Source organism: Streptomyces sp. NBC_00162 (assembly GCF_024611995.1).
Taxonomy (GTDB): Bacteria; Actinomycetota; Actinomycetes; order Streptomycetales; family Streptomycetaceae; genus Streptomyces.
Genome location: NZ_CP102509.1, coordinates 6,317,831 through 6,339,387, shown reverse-complemented (window position 1 = coordinate 6,339,387; position 21,557 = coordinate 6,317,831). Strand labels below are relative to the sequence as shown.

Sequence of the window (21,557 nt, the reverse complement as noted above, 5' to 3'; positions counted from 1 at the left end):
GGCGGATGGCTCAGCACTTCGTCAGCGTCATCGCTGCCGGAGGTCTCTTCCACCCGGGCGGCCTGGAGGCCGTGGGCCGACGCCCCGGGACCGGCTGCGCTCATGGAGCCGCAGTGGTCCGTATTGACGGGCACGCCGTAGCAGGAAAGCAGGAATACTCCCCTCCGCGGTCACCAGGGTACCCGTCGGAGGCCGATAAGGTAAAGGGAGTCCCAAGAACTGGTCAGCGGCAGGTCATCGGCCTGCCGCCTCCCGTCACGGGCGGGCGCGCCGCCGGGCCTCCGCCACCCGGTCCAGCGCCTGCTCAAGGACCCGGCTGCCCTGCGGGGGCAGGTCCGGCTCGAAGGTCCAGGCGTGGTGGACCCAGGGGTCGGCGAGATGGTTGTCCGGCACCGGCGACAGGCGCATGAGCGAGCGCCACAGCGGATCCAGCAGCGGCCCGTAGGCCGAGGCCTCGTCACGGTCCGCGACCATCAGCAGGTGCACGCCGACCGCCGGCCCCTCGTCGGCGAGGTAGCGCAGCTGGGTCACGGCGCGGTCGTCGAAGCCGTGCGGGAAGTCGTGTACGAGGAGCAGCTGGTCGGCCGTGTCCAGGTCCGGCGGCAGGTCCTCGGGGGCTCCTGCCCGCACCGCCATCTGTACGAGGTCCACCCGCTTGGTCAGCCGGGCCAGCGTCTCGGTGACCGCGGCGGCCCCGGCGGCCGGCGGCCCGGCCAGCACCCCGGCGCGTACGAGCGGTGCCAGGGAGGCGGCCCCCGCCTCGGCCGCGTCGATGACGTGGACGGAGAACCGGTCGCCGGGGTGGACCGCGAGCAGCCGCACCGCGTGCGCGACGGCCATGTCCATGGCGGCCCGGCGCAGCCGGTCGGTGTCCATGGTCATCGCGGCCTCGGAGCCGGTACGGCCGTTGTCGATCCAGAGCCCGCGCTCCAGCGGGAGCCTCATCAGCATGGGGATCCGCAGGTCGGGGCGCTCGGGCAGGTACAGGTCCCCCAGGCGCAGGGCCAGCGGGTTCTCCTCGGGCAGCCCGGCCGACCGGCCGTGCCAGACCGGGTTGTCCCAGCGGGCGTACGCGGCCGGCAGGGCGGGCTCGACCACCTCCGACTCGGCGATCAGCTGGACGAGGTCCCGGTCGAGGACGGCCTGGGCCTGGGCGACGAGCTCCTCGCGGCGGGCCCGGGCGGTGTCGCGGGCGGCGTTCCCGGATCCTCCGAGGCGGTGGCGCGGGTCGGACAGGGCCTCGTCGAGCTCGCGGTCCATGCGGGAGTCGGCGAACTCGACGGCACTGCGGTATGCGGCGACCGTGCGGGCCAGGTCCTCGAACATGCCCCAGACCTGGTTGTAGAGCCGCTCCTCCATGGACCAGCCGCTGGCGTCCCCGGCGACGGGCCTCGGGGGCTGGCCGGGCTCCTGCGCCGGGGCGGTGCGCGGCGCGGGCTCGGGCGGCTCGGTGCTGGCCGGGCGGCGCCGGGGGTGGGCGTAGCTGATCGTGGTGTCCGCCGAGGCCGAGGGCGTCGGCGTGGGGACGGGAGTGGGCGCGGGGCCGGGGGTGCCCGCGTACGGGCTTCCGGACACTGGGACCACCGGATCGGGTGCCACCGGCGCCGCCACACCGGCGTGCACGCGCGCCGCCAGCTCGGCGGCGGCGGGGGCGGTGAGCCCCTGGTCGGCGAACAGGGCGGCGAGCCCCTCGGCGTAGCCCTGGCCGACGGCGCGGACCTTCCAGGCCCCCTGGCGGCGGTAGAGCTCCAGGGCGACGACGGCGGTCTCGGCGTCCAGCCCGGTCAGGGTGTACTCGGCCAGCTCGGTGCCGTCCATGTCCGTGACGGCGACGTGCGAGGCCGCCACGGCACCGAACCGGGCCGGACCGCCCGGGGGCAGGGAGAGCAGGACGCCGACGCGGTGCACCTCGGCGGCCACCGCGTCGAGGTCGACGGCGAACCGGTGCCGGTCCGCGGACCGGCCGGGTGCCTCGACCCCCGGAAGGCCGCTCGCACCGGGGTGCGCGATCCCCTCCGGGCCGGTCACGGCGCCCCGCTCGTCTGCGAGCGCGGCCAGGGCGAGCACCGGGGTGCCCGCCGAGACCGTGATCCGCACCCGGTGTTCGGACAGGGCGTGGTTCTGCCCCCGGACCAGTTCGGCCGCCATCGTCCCGTCTCCCCCGCTCTTCTTCGCTTACAGGTGCGGCAGGATCGCCGGCATCAGGTCCTGGAACGTACGGCCGTTGGCCGGGTTGCCGAGGGCCGTCATCTGCCAGCCCGCGCCCGCGCGGGACACCTTCGCCATGATCTGCGCGGTGTACTGGCCGCCACCGTCGAGGGTGTAGCGGGCCAGCTCCTGGCCGTTGGTCTCGTCGACGATGCGGCAGAACGCGTTCTGCACCTCCTGGAACGTCTGGCCGGTGAAGGAGTTCACCGTGAAGACGATCTGGTCGATGTGCACCGGCACGCGCTGCAGGTCGACGAGGATGGCCTCGTCGTCCCCGCCCTGGCCGACGCCGCCGACGAGGTTGTCGCCGGTGTGCCGGACCGAGCCGTCGTCGCTCTGCAGGTGCCGGAAGAAGACGACGTCCACCGGCTGCTTGTCGGCGAAGAGCACCGCCGACGCGTCCAGGTCGATCTCCCGGGTCCGCGAGCCGAACAGCCCGCGGCGCTTGGCCGCCTGCCAGCCGAGGCCCATCCGGACCGCGGTCAGCGTGCCCCCGTCCGCCTTCTGCAGACTGATGGCCTGACCCTTGGTCATGTTGACCGTCACGCGCTGTCCCCTCTCCATAGCCCGCCCCGACAACGGGGGCGCAGCGTGTACCTGCGGCTGAGACCCAACCCTACTGACAGGCTCCGAGTCAGGCGAGGCCCGCTTCCTTCATCTGTCGCAGCTCCTTCTTCAGCTCGCTCACCTCGTCCCGGATCCGGGCCGCGACCTCGAACTGCAGCTCCGCGGCCGCCCCCCGCATGCGTTCGGTCATCTCCTCGATGATCCCGGCCAGTTCGGCGGCGGGCCGGTCGGTGAGCACCGCGCCCGCCTTGGCGCCCTTCGCCCCCTTCCCGGCCTTGGCCGGGGCCGCCTTGCCGCCCAGCGCCGGCACCGGCGCCTTGGCGCCCTTGCCGTCCTTCGCCTGCCGGTACCCGGTGCCGAGGAGCTCCTCGGTGTCCAGCTCCTCGCGGGCGATGGTGGCGACGATGTCGTTGATCTTCTTGCGCAGCGGCTGCGGGTCGATGCCGTTGGCGGTGTTGTAGGCGACCTGCTTCTCCCGGCGGCGGTTCGTCTCGTCGATCGCCTGTGCCATGGCCGGGGTGATGCTGTCCGCGTACATGTGGACCTGGCCGGAGACGTTGCGCGCCGCGCGGCCGATGGTCTGGATCAGCGAGGTGCCGGAGCGCAGGAAGCCCTGCTTGTCGGCGTCGAGGATCGCCACGAGCGACACCTCGGGCAGGTCGAGCCCCTCGCGCAGCAGGTTGATGCCGACCAGGACGTCGAACTCGCCGGAGCGCAGCTCGCGTAGCAGCTCGATGCGGCGCAGGGTGTCCACGTCGCTGTGCAGGTAGCGGACCTGGATGCCGAGCTCGAGGAAGTAGTCCGTGAGGTCCTCGGCCATCTTCTTGGTGAGGGTGGTGACCAGGACCCGCTCGTCCTTCTCGACCCGCTGGCGGATCTCGTGCACCAGGTCGTCGATCTGGCCCTCGGTGGGCTTGACCACGACCTCGGGGTCGATGAGGCCGGTGGGGCGGATGATCTGCTCGACGAAGCCGTCGCCGCGCGAGAGCTCGTACTTGCCGGGGGTGGCCGACAGGTAGACGGTCTGGCCGATCCGCTCCTGGAACTCCTCCCATTTCAGCGGCCGGTTGTCGAGCGCGGACGGCAGCCGGAAACCGTGGTCGACCAGGGTCCGCTTGCGCGAGGCGTCGCCCTCGTACATGGCGCCGATCTGCGGCACGGTGACGTGCGACTCGTCGATGACCAGGAGGAAGTCCTCCGGGAAGTAGTCGATGAGGGTGTTGGGCGCGGAGCCGCGCTCGCGGTCGTCCATGTGCAGCGAGTAGTTCTCGATGCCGGAGCAGGACCCGATCTGCCGCATCATCTCCAGGTCGTACGTGGTGCGCATGCGCAGCCGCTGCGCCTCCAGCATCTTGCCCTGCTTCTCCAGCTCGGCGAGGCGCTCGGCCAGCTCCGCCTCGATGCCGCGGACCGCCTTCTCCATGCGCTCGGGGCCCGCGACGTAGTGGCTGGCGGGGAAGACGTACAGCTCGCGGTCCTCGCTGATGACCTCGCCGGTCAGCGGGTGCAGGGTGGAGAGGGCCTCGATCTCGTCGCCGAACATCTCGATGCGGACGGCCAGTTCCTCGTAGACCGGGAAGATCTCGATGGTGTCGCCGCGCACCCGGAAGGTGCCGCGGGTGAAGGCCACGTCGTTGCGCGTGTACTGGATGTCGACGAAGCGGCGCAGCAGCTGGTCCCGGTCGGTCTCCTCGCCCACCTTCAGGGAGACCATCCGGTCGACGTACTCCTGCGGGGTGCCGAGGCCGTAGATGCAGGACACGGAGGCGACGACGATGACGTCGCGCCGGGTCAGCAGCGAGTTGGTCGCGGAGTGGCGCAACCGCTCCACCTCCTCGTTGATCGAGGAGTCCTTCTCGATGTAGGTGTCCGACTGCGGAACGTAGGCCTCGGGCTGGTAGTAGTCGTAGTACGAGACGAAGTACTCGACGGCGTTGTTCGGCAGGAGCTCGCGGAACTCGTTCGCCAGCTGGGCGGCGAGGGTCTTGTTCGGCGCCATCACCAGGGTGGGGCGCTGGAGCTTCTCGATCATCCACGCGGTGGTCGCCGACTTGCCGGTGCCGGTCGCACCCAACAGGACGACATCCTTCTCACCTGCACGGATGCGCTTCTCCAGCTCGGCGATGGCCGCCGGCTGGTCGCCGCTGGGCTGGTAGGAGCTGACGACCTCGAAAGGCGCCACCGTGCGTTCGATCTTCGATACGGGCCGCATGGGTCAACCGTACGACCCCCCACTGACACTCACGCATCCGCGCGCGGCCGCGCGGCGCGCCCGGCCGGACCGCCCTCACACGTTCTGGTCCGTTTGTCGTAGTTCGGTGGCGGCTCGGTGATCTTCAACCCCATGATCGCGGTGAAGGCCCCGCCGTGAAGTGCATCGCCACAACGTCTGCCGCTCCGCACCCGTCTGACGCAGGAACAGGGCTCACGACCCGAGGAGAACGCACATGTACGTCCGACCCGCCGCCGCGGCAGCCGCCGCGTTCCTGGGCTTCACCCTCACCCTGCTGGGCGGGACGGCCTCGTACGCCGCCACCGTCCCCGGCCCCGGCCCCGGCCCCGGACCGGCCGGGATCCTGGGGAACCCCGTCGTGTACGCCCACCGGGGGGCCTCGGCCTACGCCCCGGAGAACACCCTCGACGCGATCGACCTGGCGATGCGGCTGGGCTTCGAATGGGTGGAGAACGACGTGCAGCGCACCAAGGACGGCGAGCTCGTGGTCGTCCACGACGACACCCTGTCCCGGACCACGGACGTCGAGCAGGTCTTCCCGGACCGCAAGCCCTGGCGGGTCCAGGACTTCACGGCGGCGGAGATCGCGCTGCTGGACGCGGGCAGCTGGTTCGGGCAGGAGTACACGGGCGCCCGGGTGCCGACCCTGCGCGAGTACCTCGACCGGGTGCAGCGCAACCAGCAGCGGCTGCTGCTGGAGATCAAGAAGCCCGAGCTCTACCCCGGGATCGAGCAGCAGACCCTAAAGGTGCTCGACGAGGCGGGCTGGCTCGACGAGCGCCACGTGCGGCAGCGCCTGGTGGTGCAGAGCTTCAGCGCCGGCTGCGTGCGCACCGTGCACCAACTGCGCCCGGACCTCGTGACGGCCTTCCTGGGCACCCCGACGGTGGCGGACCTGCCGCAGTACGCCCAGTTCACCGACCGGATCAACCCGTGGCACACCACGATCTCGGCCGAGTGGGTCGCGGCGGTGCACGGGCTGCTCGGAGCCCACGGCAAGGCCATGGAGGTGGACACCTGGATCGTGGACGACGCCACCACCGCCCGGAAGGTGCAGGCCATGGGCGTGGACGGGATCATCACCAACGCGCCGGACGTCGTCCGGGAGGCCGTCGGCGGCTACTGACGCGGGCGGCGGCGCTGTCAACGCTGTCAGTCGGGCGCCGTACCGTGGACCCGTGGACAGCACCGAGCGGCCCCGCGGGCCGCACCTCGAATGGACCGTCGTCGCGAGCGAGATCGGCCCCCTGCTCCTGGCCGCGACCCCGGAGGGTCTGGTCCGGGTCGAGTTCCATGCCGGGCCAGACCGGGTCGACGCGATGATCGGCCCGCTCGTCTCCCGGCTCGGCGCCGACGCCTGGCGGCCCGCGCCGGGCGAGGAAGTGCTGCTGGCCGAGCCGATACGTCAGCTGGCCGCGTACTTCTCCGGTTCGCTGCGCCGCTTCGAGCTGCCGCTGGACTGGCGCCTCAGCTCCGGCTTCAACCGGCAGGTGCTCCAGGAACTGGACCGTTCCGTGCCGTACGGAGCGGTCGTCGGGTACGGGGAGCTGGCCGCCCGCGTCGGCCAGCCGGGGGCCGCCCAGGCCGTGGGCAACGCCATGGGGTCGAACCCGCTGCCGCTGGTGGTGGCCTGCCACCGGGTCGTGGAGAACGACGGGGGCATCGGCGGATTCGGCGGCGGGGTCGAGACCAAGCGGCTGCTGCTCGCACTGGAAGGCGTCCTTCCGCAGCCGTTGTTCTGAGCGGGACGGATACCCGGTTCCGCCCGCGCGGTAAGGGGTGGCACACTGCCGCGGTGACTACTCCAGCCGCCGCACCCGGCCGCAGCGCGTCCTGCCGCGCCCCGCACCGCCACCCGCGCAGGGGGTGTCCGGCATGACCGCCTCCCCCGGCACTGACCGGCCGACGGCGCCGGGCGGCCTCCCGGATGTGGCCCGGCTGCGGCGGCGTACGACCGGGGTGCTCATCGCGAGCCAGATGCTCGGCGGGCTCGGCGTGCCCATCAGCATCGCCCTGGCACCCGTACTCGCCACCGAGGTCAGCGGCACCGAGGCCATGGCCGGCCTCGCCTCCACCGCCGCGGTGATCGGCACCGCCCTGGTCTCGCTGCCGCTCGCCGCCCTGATGACCGCGCGCGGCCGCCGCCCCGGGCTGGTCCTGGCCTACCTGATCGGTGCCACCGGCGCGGGCCTCGTCGTCCTCGCCGCCGCGATCAAGAGCTTCCCGCTGCTGATGCTCGGCATGGCCGCCTTCGGCGCGGCCTCCTCGGCCAACCTCCAGGCCCGGTTCGCCGCCGCCGACCTCGCCGCCCCGGACCGGCGGGCCCGCTCGATCGCCCTCGTCGTGTGGGCGTCCACCATCGGCGCGGTCCTCGGGCCCAACCTGTCCGCCCCCGCCAGCCGCAGCTTCGCCGGGACCTCCATACCCGAGACGGCGGGCCCCTTCGTGTGGGCCGCCGCCGTCTTCCTCCTCACCGGCACGCTGATCGGGATACTCCTGCGCCCGGACCCGCTGCTGACGGCCCGTGCGCTGGCCGCGCCCGGGGAGCAGACCCGCGAGGGCCGCTCGCTGCGCGCCGGATTCGCCGCCGTCAAGGCCTCCCCGCGGGACCGGCTCGCGCTGGTCACCGTCGCCGTGTCCCACACCACCATGGTCTCGATCATGGTGATGACCCCGATGGACCTGGGCCACCACGGCGCGGGGCTGGAGCTCGTCGGCCTGGTGATCAGCGGTCACATCGCCGGTATGTTCGCCTTCTCGCCCCTGATGGGCTGGCTCGCGGACCGCCTCGGCCGGCTGTCCGTGATCGGCCTGGCGGCCGGGCTGCTGTCGGTCGCCGCCCTGCTCGCCGGCACGGCGGGACCGCACCACGGCCAGAGCGCGGCGGGCCTGTTCCTGCTCGGCCTCGGCTGGTCCGCCGGGATGGTCTCCGGCTCGGCGCTGCTGACCGACTCGGTGCCGCAGCCCGCGCGGGCCGCCGTACAGGGGCTGAGCGACCTGACGATGAACACGGCCGCGGGCGTGGGCGGCGCGGCCGCCGGCCTGGTCATGGCCCAGGCGAGCTACGGCTGGCTGAACGCCATCGGCGCCTGCCTGCTGCTGCCGATGGCGGCGCTGGCGCTGTTCACCGCGCGCCGCCACCCCGCGTCCGCGAAGGGCGACGTCAGTAGCTGATGTGGTAGGCCTTGCGGAGCGTCTCGTGAACGGTCCAGGTCGTCTTGTCGCCCTCCCGGAGCACGCAGGCGGAGCCGGGGCCCACCTCCAGGGTCCCGCCGCCCTCGACCTCGATGGTGGCCCGGCCGCTGACCACGACGAAGAGTTCGTCGGCCTCGGTGTCGGTGACCACACCCGGGGTGATCTGCCAGATCCCGCGCACCTGCCTGCCGTCCGGCGACTCCCAGAGCACCTTGCCGCTCACGACCGGCTCGCCGGAGACGATCTGCTCGGGGTCGAGGTCCTCGGCCTCCAGTTCGGCGTCCGGCACGTCCGCGACGGAGACGGCGAAGGAGACGGGGGCGGGGACGTCGGCGCTGTGATCACTGGTGCTCATGACGCGCACCCTAATCCGACGTTGCCGCCCACCGGGGTGACCAGATCGTCCAGCGCTGCCGGGGCGGACGAGTCACCCTGTCCAGCGCCCGGTCAGGGCGCGGGCCGCCGCGCGCCGAGGACCGGCTGGTGGAATCCGCTGTCCGCCGGAGCGTGCCAGACCGTGTCGTGGAAACCGGCCTCCCGGGCGAATTCCGCGGTCCGCTCCTCCGGCAGCGCCCAGTAGGTGGCGCTCGACGTCCGCGTGGTCCAGGTGTCCCCGGCCGGCAGCAGCTGGAAGAGCTCGAGGTCGTACCGTTCTCCGTCGGCGTGCCAGTGCCACAGCTGGAAGGTGATGGTCCGCCCCTCGGCCCCCTCGCGCACGTGCGGGGCCTCACTCCGTGGCCGGGTGCGGAGCAGTTCCGCGTACGGGCGGGTGGAGAGCAGCAGCAGTCCGCCGGGGCGCAGCACCCGCAGGGTTTCGGCCAGGGCGGTGTGCACGTCCTGGGCCGTCAGCAGGTGCGGAAGGGCGTTGTCGGCGCAGACCACGGCGTCGAAGGAGGCGTCCGCGAAGGGCAGGGCCCGCATGTCGGCGGCCAGGACCGGCAGGGTGAGCCCGCGGCGGGCGGCCTCGCGGGCTGCGCGGGCGACGGAGACGGGGCTCAGGTCGGCCCCGGTGACCCGGTGGCCCATTGCCGCCAGGCCCAGTGCCTGGGTGCCGATGCCGCAGGCGCTGTCCAGGACCGCGTGCGGACCCGGGCCGAGCGCGGCGGTGAGCAGGGTCTCGAGGGACCGGCCCTGGCGGGCGATGCTCGCGCCCCAGTCCGCGTACAGGAGGTCGTAGCGGCCGGCCAGCTCGTCGTAGAAGGCGCGCGGGTCCATGGGGCAACGCTACTCGGACAGGTTGTGACGGGTGGGGCGGGAGCGCGTTTGGGGGCGCGAATCCCGTGCCATGGATGGGGACATGTCACAGCACACAGGATCTGCATCCATGTCCGGCGGGCCCGTCCTGTCGGAAGAGGTACGCGAGGCGCTCGCCCGGCACAGGCCGGTCGTGGCGCTGGAGTCGACGATCATCGCGCACGGGCTGCCGCGGCCCCGCAATCTGGCGGTGGGTCTCGAACTGGAGGAGCTGGTCCGCTCGGAAGGCGCGGTTCCGGCGACGATCGCGGTCATCGACGGGGTGGCGTACGCGGGCCTGGACAAGGCTCAGCTGGAGCGGATCGCGGGCGGCGACGGCGTACGCAAGCTCGGTCACCGGGATCTGGCGCCCGCGCTGGCGGCGGGGGCCACGGGGGCCACGACGGTGTCCGGCACGGCCTTCCTGGCCGCCCGGGCGGGCCTGCGGGTCTTCGCCACGGGCGGGCTGGGCGGCGTACACCGCGAATGGGCGCAGTCGCAGGACGAGTCGGCGGATCTGTCGCTGCTGGCGCGGACGCGGATCACGGTGGTGTGCGCGGGGGTGAAGTCGATCCTGGACGTGCCGGCCACGCTGCAGCGGCTGGAGACGCTGGGGGTGGGCGTGCTCGGATACCGGACGCGGCGGTTCCCCGGCTTCTACCTGGCCGATTCCGGCGAGCCGGTGGACTGGACGGTGGAGGGGCCGGAGGAGGTCGCGGCGGTGATGGCCGCTCAGGACGCCCTGGGCGGCCCGGGGTCGGCCCTGCTGGTGGCCAATCCGGTGGCGGAGGCGGAGCAGCTGGATCCGCGGCTGCACGACCGGGTGCTGGCCGAGGCGCTCACCGAGTGCCGGGAGCGGGGGATCACGGGGCAGGCGGTGACACCGTTCCTGCTGGGGTTCCTGGTGCGGGCGACGGGCGGGGCCTCTCTGGAGGCGAACCTGGCGGCGGTACGGGGCAACGTGCGGCTCGGGGCCGGGATCGCGGGGGCCTGGGCGGCGCGGGCATGACCCGTACGGAACCGGCCCGTCCGGGGGCGCTGCTGGTCGTCGGGGACGTGGTCACCGATGTGGTGGCGGTGCATCCGGAGCCGCTTGCTCCGGCCACCGACACGGCCGCCCGGATCCGGACCCTGCCGGGCGGCGCCGGGGCCAACGCGGCCTGCTGGGCGGCCCGTACCGGGGCCGCGGAGGTACGGCTGCTCGCGCGGGTGGGTACCGAGTCGGCGCCGTGGCACGAGCGGGCGCTGCTGGACGCGGGGGTGCGGCCGCGGCTGGTGATCGACCGGGAGGAGCCGACCGGGACGGTGGTCGCGCTGGTCGGCAAGGACGCGGAGCGGACCTTCCTGACCGACAGCGGGGCGGCGCTGCGGCTGTGCCCCGCCGACTGGAAGCCGTCCCTGCTGGACGGGGTGGCCCATCTTCACCTGTCCGGGTACCTGTTCTTCGCCGACAGCAGCCGGGAGCTGGCCCTGGTCGCGCTGCGGGCGGCCCGGGTCCGGGGGGTGCCGGTGAGCGTGGACCCCGCCTCGGCCGGGTTCCTGGCCGAGCTGGGCCCGCAGCGGTTCCTCGATGCCGTGGCGGGGGCCGACGTACTGCTGCCCAACGAGGACGAGGCCCGGCTGCTGGCCGGGCTGCCGGAGCCGGCCGGGGTGGCCCGGGCGGCGGCGCAGCTGAGCCGCCGGATCCCGCTGGTGGTGGTGACCCGGGGCGCGGCCGGGGCGCTGGTGGCCGAGCGGGGCCGGATCACCGCCGAGGTCACGGCGGAGCCGGCCGAGGCGGTGGACTCCACGGGTGCGGGGGACGCCTTCACCGGCGGCTTCCTCGCGGCCCGGCTGGCGGGCGCGGACCCAGCCGAGGCCGCCCGCGCGGGCTGCCGTGCCGCGGCCCTGGCGGTGACCCGGCTGGGCGGCCGGCCTTGAAGGAGCCGACCCCGGTGCCGCTATCGCGCGCGGATGCCCGTCCAGGCGGGATGGCGGGGGTCGTCGGCGCGGACCATCGCGTCGGCGGCCGACGCCGGGTCCGTTTCGGCCTCGTAGCGCGCGAAGGCCGGCAGCGTCCAGCGCGCGGACTCCTCGGTGCGGCGGGCGAGCGCTCCAGGGGAGAGCCGGATGTGGACGCTCAGGTCGAAGGGGAACCAGTGGCCCAGCAGCAGCGGGCCGTGCACGATCAGCACGCCGCCGGGCGGGAGTTCGGCGTACGGGCTGCGGGTCGCCCGGTCGCTCACCGGGTCCCAGAGGTCGGGCAGCACCCGCCCGGTGCCGCCCGGATCGGTCGGGCCGAACACCTCCCGCCAGAGCGCGGCCGTGTCGTACCAGCCGCCGAGGTACGAGTCCACGTCCTGGCGGCCGAACTCGAAGCGGAGGGAGGCCGGGCGCAGGAAGCCCTCGGCCGCTACCACCAGGACCGGGCGTCCGCGCAGGCGCAGGGCGTCGGCGAGGTTCCCCGCGAGCACGCCGGTCTCGGCGGCCGGTGCTCCGTCGATGCCCACCCGCTGCCAACTGCCCTGTTCGGGGGCGGTGCCGGGGTCGTCGAGGTGACCGGCGAGCCGCTCGGCCATTCGCTGCCATGTGATCGCTTCCAGCTGCACGAGCCCATTGTCAGTGGTGGCCCGTAGCGTTTTTCACGAGGGATCACCGGCGGAAAAGCAGCCGGCGGCCCGGCCTTTGGGGAGGGGTCTGTCATGGCTCGGGAGACGACGTATCTGGAGCTGTCCCAGGACGACGGCGCTGCGCACAAGTTCTACGAGGTGACGGTGGACGGCACGGCCGTCTCCGTGCGGTACGGGCGCATCGGCGCGGACGGCCAGCTGCAGAGTTCCTCGTTCCCGACGGCGGACAAGGCACGGGCGGCGGCCGCGAAGAAGATCGGGGAGAAGATCCGCAAGGGGTACGCCCCGGCCGTGCGCGGGCAGCGCGCCGCACGGTCGGTGACCCGCCGCCAGGTCACGTCGGCGCCGTCGACGGCGCGGGCCGTGGCTCCGGTGCTGTGGCGGTTCCGCACGGGCTCCTCGGCCTTCGGGATCCATGTGGACGAGGACCGCTGCTGGGTCGGCAACCAGGCGGGTGACGTCTACACCCTGAGCCACGGCGGGGAGGTGCTGGCCCGGTACTCCCTGCCGGACGGGGTGAAGTGCCTGGTGGCGGACGAATTCTGGATATACGCGGGCTGTGATGACGGCACGGTGTACGACCTGTCGTCGAAGGTGCCGTTCGGGGCCTACGACATAGCCGCCGATGTGGACATCTTCTGGCTCGACATCCGGGAGGGCGTGCTGAACGTGTCCGACCGCAACGGCGGGCTGACGGTCATCGACCACGAGGACGAGTTCCAGTGGTCGCGGCGCTCGGACGGCTCCAACGCCTGGATGGTCCGTGCGGACGCGGACGCGGTCTACCACGGGCACAGCAAGGGGGTCACCGCGTACGCGCCGGACGGGGGACGGGAGTTGTGGCACACCGACACGAACGGCTCGGTGCTGTTCGGCTGGCAGGAGGACCACGCGGTGTACGCGGGCACCGGGCGCAACACCGTGCAGCGGCTGTCCAAGGCGACGGGCGTGGTGGAGGCCTCCTACCGGTGTGACGCGGCGGTGTACTCGTGCGCGACCTCCCCGGACGGCAGGCACGTCTTCGCCGGCGACCTCGCCTCCTCGGTGTACTGCTTCGACGCCGACGGGCGGCGGCTGTGGAAGCTGGGCACGGGCAGCGGGGCCGCGCTGTCGATGCAGTACCGGGACGGGCGGCTGTATCTGGTGACCACGGACGGCTCGCTGGTCTGCGTGGACGCGAGCGAGCAGGCGATAGCCGCGGCACAGCAGGGCTCGGTGCCGGCGCCGGTGGACGTGAAGTCGGCGGCGGCCATGCCGGTGTACACCCCGGCCGTGTCGGCGGCGGCGGTGGCCACCGTCTCGGTGGCGGCGGCTCCGGCGGGCGGTGTGGTGGTGGAGTGCGTCCAGCAGGGCGGCCGGATGCGGGTGCAGGTGGTCTCGGGCGGCTTCGAGCCCTCCTGGAACGTGCAGTTCCCGCGCGGGATACGGGAGCCCGGCGCCCGGTACGTGGTGGACGGACTGCACGCGGCCTCGAGCGGCTTCTACCGGGTGCGCGGGGAGATACGCCGACTGGTGTGAGCCCGCCGCCCGCGGCGGGGCCCGTTCACGCGGCGTGCTCCCGGCAGACGGCCGGTGTGACACCGGGCGGGCTGGGGGTGGGTATCGCGAAGGGGGTTCCCGGGGGGAGCGCCGGGGTCACGTGTAGCACGACCGGGTCGCTGCCGAGGTTGTGGCCCAGGTGGATGTGCCCGATGCCCGCGGGCTCCACGAAGGTGGTCCCTGCCCGGTGCACCTCGACGGTGCGGTCGTGCAGGACCCGGGTCAGGGTTCCGGCGAGGACGACGGCGTTCAGCCGCACCCGGTGGTAGTGCCAGCCGGTGCAACCGCCCGGAGGTATGACGATCTCCCGGCCCGCCGGGGCCGCGGGGATGCGTGCCCTTGCCGGCCGTGCCGTCACCTGCTGCCCGCCCATGTGCCCTCCTCGGTAGACCGGCCGCCGTCCACGCGCTCACGGTAGAAGCACTGCACGACAAGGAGGAAGTGTTGGTGGAACATCAACCGCCGCTCTTCATCAGGTGATATGAGGCCCCTTCAGCGGTATCACCCCTGTATGAGCCTGGTGGTGTTCGAGTCCGGGAAGCAGATCCACTGCGCGGAGTGCCGGCGGGGCCCGCTCCGGCACCTCGTGCGCGAGGCGGGCGTGCCGCGCTGCCTGGACTGCGCCGATCTCGGGCACCTGGTCTACCTCCCGCGCGGGGACGCGGCGCTCACCCGCCGCTCTCGCGAGGCGAGTTCGCTCTCCGCCGTGGTCGTCCGCTTCAACAGGCGCCGCCGCCGCTACGAGCGCCAGGGACTCCTCGTCGAGGACGCCGCCCTGGCCCGCGCCGAGCGTGCCTGTCTGGCGGACGCCGAGGCGCGGGCCAGGCGCCGGGAGCGCGACCGGCTGCGTCGTGCCGCCGAGGACACCCGGTTCACGGCGGCCTTCGCCGCCGAGATAGTCCGGCTGTTCCCCGGCTGCCCGGCCGACCGGGCCGTGGCCATCGCCACGCACGCCTCGGTGCGCGGCAGCGGCCGGGTGGGCCGCAGTGCGGCCGGCCGGGCCCTGGACGAACTCGCGGTCTCGTACGCGGTTCGCGCGGCCGTACGGCACACCGACACCGAGTACGACGCCCTGCTGATGGCGGGAATCCCGCGCTTCGCGGCCCGGGCCCGGCTGGCCGCACGGATCGACGCCATCCTGGACGGCTGGCGCCCCGTACCGCCCGCCCTGACCTAGCGGGCGAGTCCGAAGCGGCGGTAGAGGAGCACCCCGCCGAGGAGGAGCGCTCCGCCGCCCGGCAGCAGGTAGCCCACGGCGTCGGCGCCGGTGTGGGCCAGAGCCTCGGTGTGCCGCGGCGGCGCGGGCGGGGTCACCGGCCGCTCGGCGGCGGGCGGCTGGACGGCGGGCGGCTGGACGGCGGGCGGCTGGACGGGCTTGCCGCCGCTGGGCACCTCGCCGTTGACGGAGGTGTTGCCGGTGGAGCTGTTGCCGACGCCGACGACGCTCACCGCGTTGCCGCTGAGGTTCAGGGGCAGGTCGACCGGGAGCTGGAGTCCGTTGCCGGACAACACTCCCGGCGAATCCTTTCCGCGCCCATCGGCGACGGCTCCGCCGCCGTTGCCCGCGCCCTGTTTCGACGGGTGCGAGGGCCTCGGCTCCGGATGGTCCTTGTTGACACAGCGGTTCCCGGCGGCCGAGTTGAGCACACCGACCACGCTCACGGTGTTCCCGCACACGTTCACCGGAACGTGCACCGGCAGCTGCGCCAGGTTCCCGGAGAGCAGCCCCGGCGAGCGCTCGGTCCGCCCAGCCGCGTCCGCGTCGGCGTAGGCGAGTCCGCCCGCACCCGCGACCGCCAGCCCACCTCCCGCAACCACCGCCGCGATCAAGCCATTCCGACGACTGTGACGCATCAGTTTCCCTGCCTTCCGGAGAAGTCCGCGGGTGTTCTTCCCGCACCGGAACAACGCTCTGAACCCATTCGGGTTATAGAGCCGGTGGGCATTTCACTCCATCGTGTACTGGGTAGTGCGTACTTCATGACTGATCGCCCGCTGCTCCTCCTCGACGTGGACGGCCCTCTCAACCCCTTCCGGTCCCGCTTCGCGGGCCTGCGCGGGTACCGGAGCCACCGGATGCGTCCGGACGTCTGGCTCGCCTACCGCGACCCGGAGTCCCGCCGCGCCCGGCGCGGCGCGCGGGTCCGCCTCCACCCCTCCCACGGTGGGCGGTTGCTGGCCCTGCCCTTCGAACTCACGTGGGCCACCGCCTGGACGCACCAGGCCAACACGATGATCGCCCCGCACATCGGACTTCCCGGTGATCTCCCTGTCATCGAGTGGCCGGAACTTTTCGCCGACGACCCGGACGGCCTGTCGTGGAAGACCCGCCCCCTCGTCGACTGGGCGGCGGGCCGCCCCTTCGCCTGGGTCGACGACATGATCAACCCCCGCGACCGCGCGTGGGTGGCCGCCCATCACCCGTCCCCGGCACTCCTCCTGCGCATCCACCCCCGCCACGGCCTCCGCGACCGCGACTTCACCACCCTCAGCAGTTGGGCTCGCGAAGTGACGCGCTGAACCTTCCGTCGCCGCCGTGGGCGGGGCTCTGGCCACGCCGCGTGAGCGCCGTGACCGGGTCCGGGGAGGGGCTGCCCGTGGGCCACCAGTCGGTGTCGTCCGGGCGGGACTCGTAGGCGTACCAGAGGCCGTCGCGGCCGAGGCGGAGCTGGCTGGTGCCGGACGTGAGGCGGTTGCGGTCGGGGCGGAAGGAAACCTGGGCGGCGGCGAGGAGCGCCGGGCGGGCGCGGTCGAAGGGGCCGGCCGGCGGGTCCCAGGGCTCTTCGAGGGCGGCGAGGGCGGGGCGGCCGCCCTGCCGCCAGGCCGCGGCGGCCCGGGCGAGGTCGGTGGTGGTGCGGCCGGTCGCGCGGGCCAGGTCCCGGTAGAGGGTGCGGGCGGCGCCGGTGAGCCCGGCCGTGGGGTGCGCGGAGGCCAGCCGGACGGCGTCCTGCCAGAGGCTGAGACCGGCGATCGGGTCCTCGGCGGTGGTGAGCACGGCCAGGGCGCGGACGGCGGCGTCGGAGGCGAGCTGGTCCAGGGCCAGCGGGTCCGGGGCCGCCGGATCGGCCGGGTACGCGGGCGGCAGACCCACGGCCGCGGGTGCGGGAAGCGGCGCCGGCAGCGGCGGCAGAACGGTGCGGGCGAGGGCTGCGCGGGCCGGGACACCGGGGAAGTCGGGTGCCTTGTCGGGCTGTTCACGCGCGGCGTGGGCCGCGTTGCGCCGGGTCAGCTCGTCGAGGAGCTCCCGCTCGCCGCGGCCGCGCAGGAGCAGCAGGACGAAGGGGTCCTCGTCGAGCAGCCGGGCCGCCCGGTAGCAGAGTGCCGCCGCGTGCTTGCACGGCGGACGCGCGACGTCCGGGCAGGAGCAGCGGGGAAGGAGCTCGCCCGCGCCGGGCAGGACCGTCCCCGCGAGCGACTGCGGGACCTCCCGCTCCAGCAGGGCGGCGAGCGCCGCGGGATCGGCCGCGACCGCCTCCAGCAGTTCGTCCCACTCCGCGTCCGCGAAGGCGGGCAGGACCAGCTCGGTGCGGTACGGGCGCGCCCGGCTGCCCCGTACGTACGCCACGATCCGGCCCGGCGTGATGGTGACCGCGTCGACGTGGCCTTCGGCGGCGTACATACGGCCCCGGGCCAGCCGGGCCGGGTCGCGGGAGACCTCCTCCAGCGCCGATACCCAGGCCCGGCCCCACCAGCTCACCGCCTGCGCCCCGGCGGGCACGGTCTCGAAGGTGCGTCGGCGGTCGTCGCGCGCGGTGATCATGCGGGCCTCCGCAGGGAGACGAGGTCGGCCAGTTCCCGGTCGGTCAGCTCGGTCAGCGCCGACTCGCCGGAGCCGAGGACGGCATCGGCCAGCGCCCGCTTCGCCTCCAGCATCTCGGCGATCCGGTCCTCCACGGTGCCTTCGGCGATGATCCGGTGCACCTGCACGGGCTGGGTCTGCCCGATCCGGTAGGCGCGGTCGGTGGCCTGCTCCTCGACGGCCGGGTTCCACCAGCGGTCGAAGTGGATGACATGGCCGGCCCGGGTGAGGTTCAGCCCGGTGCCCGCCGCCTTCAAGGACAGGAGGAAGACCGGGACTTCGCCCGCCTGGAAACGGTCGACGAGCTCCTCGCGGCGCGCCACCGGCGTACCGCCGTGCAGCAGCTGGTGGGAGATCCCCCGGGCCGCGAGGTGCCGCTCGATGAGCCGGGCCATCGTCACGTACTGGGTGAAGACCAGCACCGATCCGTCCTCGGCCAGGATCGTGTCCAGCAGCTCGTCCAGCAGCGCCAGCTTGCCCGAGCGGTGCGGGATCCGGGGCTCCGCCTCCTTCAGGTACTGCGCCGGGTGGTTGCAGATCTGCTTGAGCGAGGCCAGCAGCTTCATGATCATGCCGCGTCTTTCGATGCCCTCGCTCGACTCGATGACGGCCATCGCCTCGTCCACCGCGGCCTGGTACAGCGAGGCCTGCTCCCGGGTCAGCGAGACCGGATGGTCGGTTTCCGTCTTCGGCGGCAGCTCGGGCGCGATACCGGGGTCGGACTTCTTTCGGCGCAGCAGGAACGGGCGGACGAGCGCCGAGAGTCGGGCCACCGCCGCCTCGTTGCCGCCGTCCTCCTCCTGCTGGTGCTCCACCGGACGGGCATGGCGGGCCCGGAAGGCGGTGAGCGGACCGAGCAGCCCCGGCGTGGTCCAGTCGAGCAGCGCCCACAGCTCGGAGAGGTTGTTCTCCACCGGAGTGCCGGTCAGCGCCACCCGGGCCGGCGCCGGGACCGTGCGCAGCGCCTTGGCGGTCGCCGAATGCGGGTTCTTGACGTGCTGCGCCTCATCGGCGACGACCATGCCCCAGCTCTGCCCGGCGAGCAGGGGGGCGCTGGCGCGCATCGTCCCGTACGTGGTGAGGACGAAGCCCCCGGCGAGGTCCGCGAGGTTGCGGCTGCCGCCGTGGAAGCGGCGCACGGGCGTGCCGGGGGCGAACTTCTCGATCTCCCGCTGCCAGTTGCCCAGCAGGGACGCGGGACACACGACGAGCGTCGGCTCGGGGCGGTCGCGGTGCAGGTGCAGGGCGATCAGGGTGACGGTCTTGCCCAGGCCCATGTCGTCGGCGAGGCAGCCGCCGAGGCCGAGGGAGGTCATCAGGTCCAGCCAGGCCAGGCCGCGGGCCTGGTAGTCGCGCAGGGTGGCCTTGAGCGCGGCCGGCTGCGGCAGCGGGGCCAACTCCCCCGTCAGCCGCTCCCGCAGGGCGGCCAGCGCCCCCACCGCAACCGCCTCGACCGGCTCCCCGTCGACCTCGGCCGTCCCCGACAGTACGGTGGCCAGCGCGTCCACCGGGTCCAGCAGGCCGAGCTCCCGCTTGCGCGCCTTGCGCACCAGCTCCGGATCCACCCGCACCCACTGGTCCCGCAGCCGCACCACCGGCCGGTGGGCCTGCGCGAGGGCGTCCATCTCCCCCGGGGTGAGCCGGTCGCCGCCCAGCGCCAGCTCCCAGGAGAAGGCGAAGAGGTGCTCGGCGTCGAAGAAGGCGGTGCCGTCGGTGGCGGATCCGGGCGCCGTGGACCGTACGACGGCGGTCGCGGACAGCGTACGGGCCAACTCGCGCGGCCAGTGGACCAGGACTCCGGCGGCCGCCAGCCGGTTCGCGGCGGTGCCCAGCAGGTCTTCGAGCTCCGGATCCGACAGGGCCAGCGCGTCGGGCACCGGCTGGTCGAGCAGGCGCAGCAGCGGCGGCCACACCCGCGCGGCCCGGCGCAGCGCGAGCACGGCGTCGATCCGCGCCCGGGGGCCGAACCCGGCGGCCGCCGTACCCGCCCACAAGTGGCCGGCATCGGTGACCAGCGTCGGGTCGGCCAGGCTGTGCACCTGGACCACGGCGGCTCCGGCACGCCGCACGTCATCGGCTTCGGCCTCGTCGAAGAGGTGGAAGGCGGACAGGTCGAGGCGGAGCGAGATCCCGACACCGGTGTCCGCTCCGGCCGCGACCTGCGCGGCCCAGTCCTGTATCCCGGGCACGTGCTGCGGCTCCCGGGCGGCGAACGGCCCTCCGGCGGCCACGGCCGCGGCCGGGGTGCGGGGCAGGCTGTCGGCGACGGCGTCGAGGAAGGCGCGGACCAGCGCCTCCGGTTCGGGCAGGTGCAGCGGGCGGCGGCCGGCGAGGGGGGTCGCGTACCCCTCGTACGGGAGGGCGGCGGCGACCGCGCGCAGGTGGTCGACGTCGGGGGCGTCGAGCGGGCCGGCGCGCCAGGCGTCGACGCCCTCGGGGGTGAGCCCGGGGAGCAGCCGGCCGCGGGCGACGAGCGTGAGCGCCTGCGTGGCGGCGGTTCCCCAGGCGCGGGTGGCGGGGTGTGCGGCGGGGCTGCGGGGCGCCTGGGCTAGCAGGGGCAGCGCGGCGGTGACGGAGAGGGCCACGGCGGGCACGGTCCGGCTGCGGACCCCGTCGCCGTGCGGACGGACCACGGTGAGCGTCGTCGCCGTACCCGCCTCGGGCAGGGCGTCCCCGTCGGGCGCCCAGAACACGACGCGCCCCTCGCGGGGGACCGCGGCGGGCAGGAAGACGGCCGCGTGGCGCAGCAGTGCGCGCGTTGTCATGGCGTGGCCCCTCCCCGGTCGGTACGGATGTCCTGTCCACCGAGTCTAGGTGCGGCGACTGACAACACTGCTGACCTGGGCATACGCCCCGTCGGGTCAGCGTGCCCAGCGGCCCTGTTCCATGGCGTAGCCGTACACGGGACGCCCCGTGGCCGCGCTGGTGCGCAGCGGCCGTCCGTGGTCGTCGATGCGCAGGGTGCCGGAGCCGGACGGAGCGGTCCAGCGCAGGTCCAGGGACCAGTCGCAGTCGCACCCCGTGGTGACGGCTTCCACGCGCAGGACGACCGGCTCGGACGCCGAGACGCGCAGCGGAAAGGCGGGGGCCGGGACGGCGCTCCCGGTGTCGTTGCCGGCGACGGGCCGGACCAGGGGACGCGGCGCGTCCAGGTTCACGGCGAAGGCCGCCGGGGTGAGCGCCCCGCCGCAGCCCTGGGACATCTGGTAGACGTTCCAGGCCGGCGGGGTGCGCCGCGCGGCCACCCGTACCTCCAGGTCCTCCAGGACGACGCCGCCGGTGCCCGTGCCGTGCAGGGTGATCTCCACGATCTGCGTCCCGGCGTGCACGGCGCGCTGCGCCGAGGCCCAGGCAGGCGCGTCCGCCTCCATGGGCGGCGGGGGGACCGACCCGGGCCCCGGCTCGGCCAGATAGGCGTGATCACAGCCGAAGGCCCACACGTGCGAGCGCACCGCCGCCTTGAGCGGAACCGCCGTCGGCGTCGGCGAGGGCACCGGGGAAGGGGAGGAGGCCGGCGCGGTGGGGGTGGCGGTCCCGACGGCCCCCGCGCGCGGGCCCGCACCCGCGCCCGGTGGCGACCCGCGTTCCGGCAGGGACGCCGCCAGCACCGCCACGGCCACGGCGCCCGCCGTCACCCCGGCGGCGAGGACGGCGGCCGCCCGCCGCCGGTACCAGGGCAGCCGTACGGCGACCGGCTCCGGCCCAGGCCCCGGCTCTGATTCCGGTACCGGGACCGGCACCGGCACCAGCTCCGACGTCCGCGCCGCCGCCCGCCTGCGCGCGTCCGCCAGCAGCCACGCCCGGTGCAGCTCCACCGCCTCCCCCGGCGAGGCCCCGCAGACCCGCGCGAAGCGGTCCACCGCCGCGAACTCCGTCGGGACAGCCTCCCCGTTGCAGTACCGGTGCAGGGTCGACGTACTCGTGTGCAGTTTGCGCGCCAGCACCCCGTAACTCAGCCCGGCGCGTTCCTTCAGCTCCCGCATCAGCCGTGCGAACGTCTCCGTCTCGCCCGACCGTTCCGCCTCGCCCACGGTGTTCCCCCGTCCCGCGACTCCGTTCCATGCAGGGGGTGTTCCCCCAGGTGACAGCACGTACGGCCATTCCAGTGTCCCGAATGTGCCGCAATCCGTCGCCCGACACCCCGGCCCGGGGAAAGGCTCTTCACACACGACAA

19 protein-coding genes are annotated in these 21,557 nt (G+C 73.9%); 8 read left to right on the top strand and 11 right to left on the bottom strand.

The features are described 5' to 3' along the window. Positions 1-255 precede the first annotated feature (255 nt). The 3 genes from JIW86_RS29380 to uvrB form a co-directional block, all read right to left on the bottom strand. Positions 256-2,148 carry a TerD family protein gene (locus JIW86_RS29380; protein WP_257556831.1) on the bottom strand — a complete coding sequence of 631 codons (1,893 nt, stop codon included), beginning with the start codon at positions 2,146-2,148 and terminating at the stop codon, positions 256-258. Positions 2,149-2,175: 27 nt separating this feature from the next. Further along, on the bottom strand, positions 2,176-2,754 hold the full coding sequence (locus JIW86_RS29375; protein WP_030762430.1) for a TerD family protein: 579 nt from the start codon (positions 2,752-2,754) through the stop codon (positions 2,176-2,178). A gap of 88 nt (positions 2,755-2,842) precedes the next feature. Continuing rightward, positions 2,843-4,987, bottom strand: a complete 2,145-nt coding sequence (gene uvrB / locus JIW86_RS29370; protein ID WP_215149159.1) for an excinuclease ABC subunit UvrB — start codon at positions 4,985-4,987, stop codon at positions 2,843-2,845. 235 nt (positions 4,988-5,222) lie between these two features. Between uvrB and JIW86_RS29365 the strand changes: the two genes are divergently transcribed. The 3 genes from JIW86_RS29365 (at position 5,223) to JIW86_RS29355 (ending at position 8,182) form a co-directional block, all read left to right on the top strand. Continuing rightward, entirely contained in the window at positions 5,223-6,134 is a 912-nt protein-coding gene (locus tag JIW86_RS29365) for a glycerophosphodiester phosphodiesterase (protein ID WP_257556827.1), read from the top strand. A 52-nt stretch (positions 6,135-6,186) separates the two neighbouring features. After that, positions 6,187-6,750 (top strand): methylated-DNA--[protein]-cysteine S-methyltransferase, encoded by a 564-nt coding sequence (locus JIW86_RS29360; protein ID WP_257556825.1) that lies wholly within the window; start codon positions 6,187-6,189, stop codon positions 6,748-6,750. A gap of 133 nt (positions 6,751-6,883) precedes the next feature. Further along, positions 6,884-8,182, top strand: a complete 1,299-nt coding sequence (locus JIW86_RS29355) for an MFS transporter (protein ID WP_257556823.1) — start codon at positions 6,884-6,886, stop codon at positions 8,180-8,182. Here the strand turns inward: JIW86_RS29355 and JIW86_RS29350 are convergent. Together JIW86_RS29350 and JIW86_RS29345 are read right to left on the bottom strand one after the other, a co-directional pair. Continuing rightward, a complete protein-coding gene (locus JIW86_RS29350) occupies positions 8,172-8,558 on the bottom strand; it encodes a cupin domain-containing protein (RefSeq protein WP_257556821.1) in 387 nt (128 codons plus the stop codon). The genes JIW86_RS29355 and JIW86_RS29350 overlap by 11 nt on opposite strands. A 92-nt stretch (positions 8,559-8,650) precedes the next feature. Then, entirely contained in the window at positions 8,651-9,418 is a 768-nt protein-coding gene (locus JIW86_RS29345; protein ID WP_257556819.1) for a class I SAM-dependent methyltransferase, read from the bottom strand. A 109-nt stretch (positions 9,419-9,527) separates the two neighbouring features. Here JIW86_RS29345 and JIW86_RS29340 point away from each other — a divergent pair, with 109 nt between their 5' ends. Both JIW86_RS29340 and JIW86_RS29335 read left to right on the top strand, forming a co-directional pair. After that, positions 9,528-10,445: a pseudouridine-5'-phosphate glycosidase gene (locus tag JIW86_RS29340; protein ID WP_257556817.1), complete on the top strand. Its 918-nt coding sequence runs from the start codon at positions 9,528-9,530 to the stop codon at positions 10,443-10,445. Next, positions 10,442-11,356, top strand: a complete 915-nt coding sequence (locus JIW86_RS29335) for a carbohydrate kinase family protein (RefSeq protein WP_257556815.1) — start codon at positions 10,442-10,444, stop codon at positions 11,354-11,356. The genes JIW86_RS29340 and JIW86_RS29335 overlap by 4 nt, the downstream gene beginning before the upstream one ends. Positions 11,357-11,376: 20 nt before the next feature. On the opposite strand, the gene JIW86_RS29330 is transcribed toward JIW86_RS29335, so the two are convergent. Next, on the bottom strand, positions 11,377-12,024 hold the full coding sequence (locus JIW86_RS29330) for a uridine kinase (protein WP_257556813.1): 648 nt from the start codon (positions 12,022-12,024) through the stop codon (positions 11,377-11,379). A 93-nt stretch (positions 12,025-12,117) separates the two neighbouring features. Between JIW86_RS29330 and JIW86_RS29325 the strand changes: the two genes are divergently transcribed. Further along, positions 12,118-13,563, top strand: a complete 1,446-nt coding sequence (locus JIW86_RS29325) for a WGR domain-containing protein (protein ID WP_215141569.1) — start codon at positions 12,118-12,120, stop codon at positions 13,561-13,563. Between the two features lie 25 nt (positions 13,564-13,588). Here the strand turns inward: JIW86_RS29325 and JIW86_RS29320 are convergent, their stop codons facing one another. Then, positions 13,589-13,957 (bottom strand): cupin domain-containing protein, encoded by a 369-nt coding sequence (locus JIW86_RS29320; RefSeq protein ID WP_257556811.1) that lies wholly within the window; start codon positions 13,955-13,957, stop codon positions 13,589-13,591. A 138-nt stretch (positions 13,958-14,095) separates the two neighbouring features. Between JIW86_RS29320 and JIW86_RS29315 the strand changes: the two genes are divergently transcribed. Further along, positions 14,096-14,761, top strand: coding sequence for a DUF2293 domain-containing protein (locus tag JIW86_RS29315; RefSeq protein WP_257556810.1), 666 nt, complete (start codon positions 14,096-14,098; stop codon positions 14,759-14,761). Here the strand turns inward: JIW86_RS29315 and JIW86_RS29310 are convergent. Next, a complete protein-coding gene (locus tag JIW86_RS29310; RefSeq protein ID WP_322975560.1) occupies positions 14,758-15,402 on the bottom strand; it encodes a chaplin in 645 nt (214 codons plus the stop codon). The genes JIW86_RS29315 and JIW86_RS29310 overlap by 4 nt on opposite strands. 162 nt (positions 15,403-15,564) lie before the next feature. On the opposite strand from JIW86_RS29310, the gene JIW86_RS29305 reads away from it, so the two are divergent. Continuing rightward, the gene (locus tag JIW86_RS29305) at positions 15,565-16,104 is read left to right on the top strand and encodes a 2-oxo-4-hydroxy-4-carboxy-5-ureidoimidazoline decarboxylase (RefSeq protein ID WP_257556808.1); all 540 of its coding nucleotides are present in this window, start codon (positions 15,565-15,567) and stop codon (positions 16,102-16,104) included. Here the strand turns inward: JIW86_RS29305 and JIW86_RS29300 are convergent. The 3 genes from JIW86_RS29300 to JIW86_RS29290 form a co-directional block, all read right to left on the bottom strand. Next, the gene (locus JIW86_RS29300) at positions 16,073-17,344 is read right to left on the bottom strand and encodes an SWIM zinc finger family protein (RefSeq protein WP_322975559.1); all 1,272 of its coding nucleotides are present in this window, start codon (positions 17,342-17,344) and stop codon (positions 16,073-16,075) included. The two genes, JIW86_RS29305 and JIW86_RS29300, sit on opposite strands and share 32 nt — an antisense overlap. Continuing rightward, positions 17,341-20,148: a DEAD/DEAH box helicase gene (locus tag JIW86_RS29295; protein ID WP_257556807.1), complete on the bottom strand. Its 2,808-nt coding sequence runs from the start codon at positions 20,146-20,148 to the stop codon at positions 17,341-17,343. The genes JIW86_RS29300 and JIW86_RS29295 overlap by 4 nt, the downstream gene beginning before the upstream one ends. A gap of 96 nt (positions 20,149-20,244) precedes the next feature. Beyond that, positions 20,245-21,414, bottom strand: a complete 1,170-nt coding sequence (locus tag JIW86_RS29290) for a helix-turn-helix domain-containing protein (protein WP_257556806.1) — start codon at positions 21,412-21,414, stop codon at positions 20,245-20,247. Between the last annotated feature and the right edge of the window lie 143 nt (positions 21,415-21,557).

Bases quoted from the DNA above. Each gene is read 5' to 3' on its own strand.
- JIW86_RS29380 (WP_257556831.1), bottom strand. From the start codon at position 2,148: ATGGCGGCCGAACTGGTCCGGGGGCAGAACCACGCCCTGTCCGAACAC.
- uvrB (WP_215149159.1), bottom strand. From the start codon at position 4,987: ATGCGGCCCGTATCGAAGATCGAACGCACGGTGGCGCCTTTCGAGGTC.
- JIW86_RS29365 (WP_257556827.1), top strand. From the start codon at position 5,223: ATGTACGTCCGACCCGCCGCCGCGGCAGCCGCCGCGTTCCTGGGCTTC.
- JIW86_RS29355 (WP_257556823.1), top strand. From the start codon at position 6,884: ATGACCGCCTCCCCCGGCACTGACCGGCCGACGGCGCCGGGCGGCCTC.
- JIW86_RS29350 (WP_257556821.1), bottom strand. From the start codon at position 8,558: ATGAGCACCAGTGATCACAGCGCCGACGTCCCCGCCCCCGTCTCCTTC.
- JIW86_RS29345 (WP_257556819.1), bottom strand. From the start codon at position 9,418: ATGGACCCGCGCGCCTTCTACGACGAGCTGGCCGGCCGCTACGACCTC.
- JIW86_RS29340 (WP_257556817.1), top strand. From the start codon at position 9,528: ATGTCCGGCGGGCCCGTCCTGTCGGAAGAGGTACGCGAGGCGCTCGCC.
- JIW86_RS29335 (WP_257556815.1), top strand. From the start codon at position 10,442: ATGACCCGTACGGAACCGGCCCGTCCGGGGGCGCTGCTGGTCGTCGGG.
- JIW86_RS29325 (WP_215141569.1), top strand. From the start codon at position 12,118: ATGGCTCGGGAGACGACGTATCTGGAGCTGTCCCAGGACGACGGCGCT.
- JIW86_RS29320 (WP_257556811.1), bottom strand. From the start codon at position 13,957: ATGGGCGGGCAGCAGGTGACGGCACGGCCGGCAAGGGCACGCATCCCC.
- JIW86_RS29315 (WP_257556810.1), top strand. From the start codon at position 14,096: ATGAGCCTGGTGGTGTTCGAGTCCGGGAAGCAGATCCACTGCGCGGAG.
- JIW86_RS29305 (WP_257556808.1), top strand. From the start codon at position 15,565: ATGACTGATCGCCCGCTGCTCCTCCTCGACGTGGACGGCCCTCTCAAC.
- JIW86_RS29300 (WP_322975559.1), bottom strand. From the start codon at position 17,344: ATGATCACCGCGCGCGACGACCGCCGACGCACCTTCGAGACCGTGCCC.
- JIW86_RS29295 (WP_257556807.1), bottom strand. From the start codon at position 20,148: ATGACAACGCGCGCACTGCTGCGCCACGCGGCCGTCTTCCTGCCCGCC.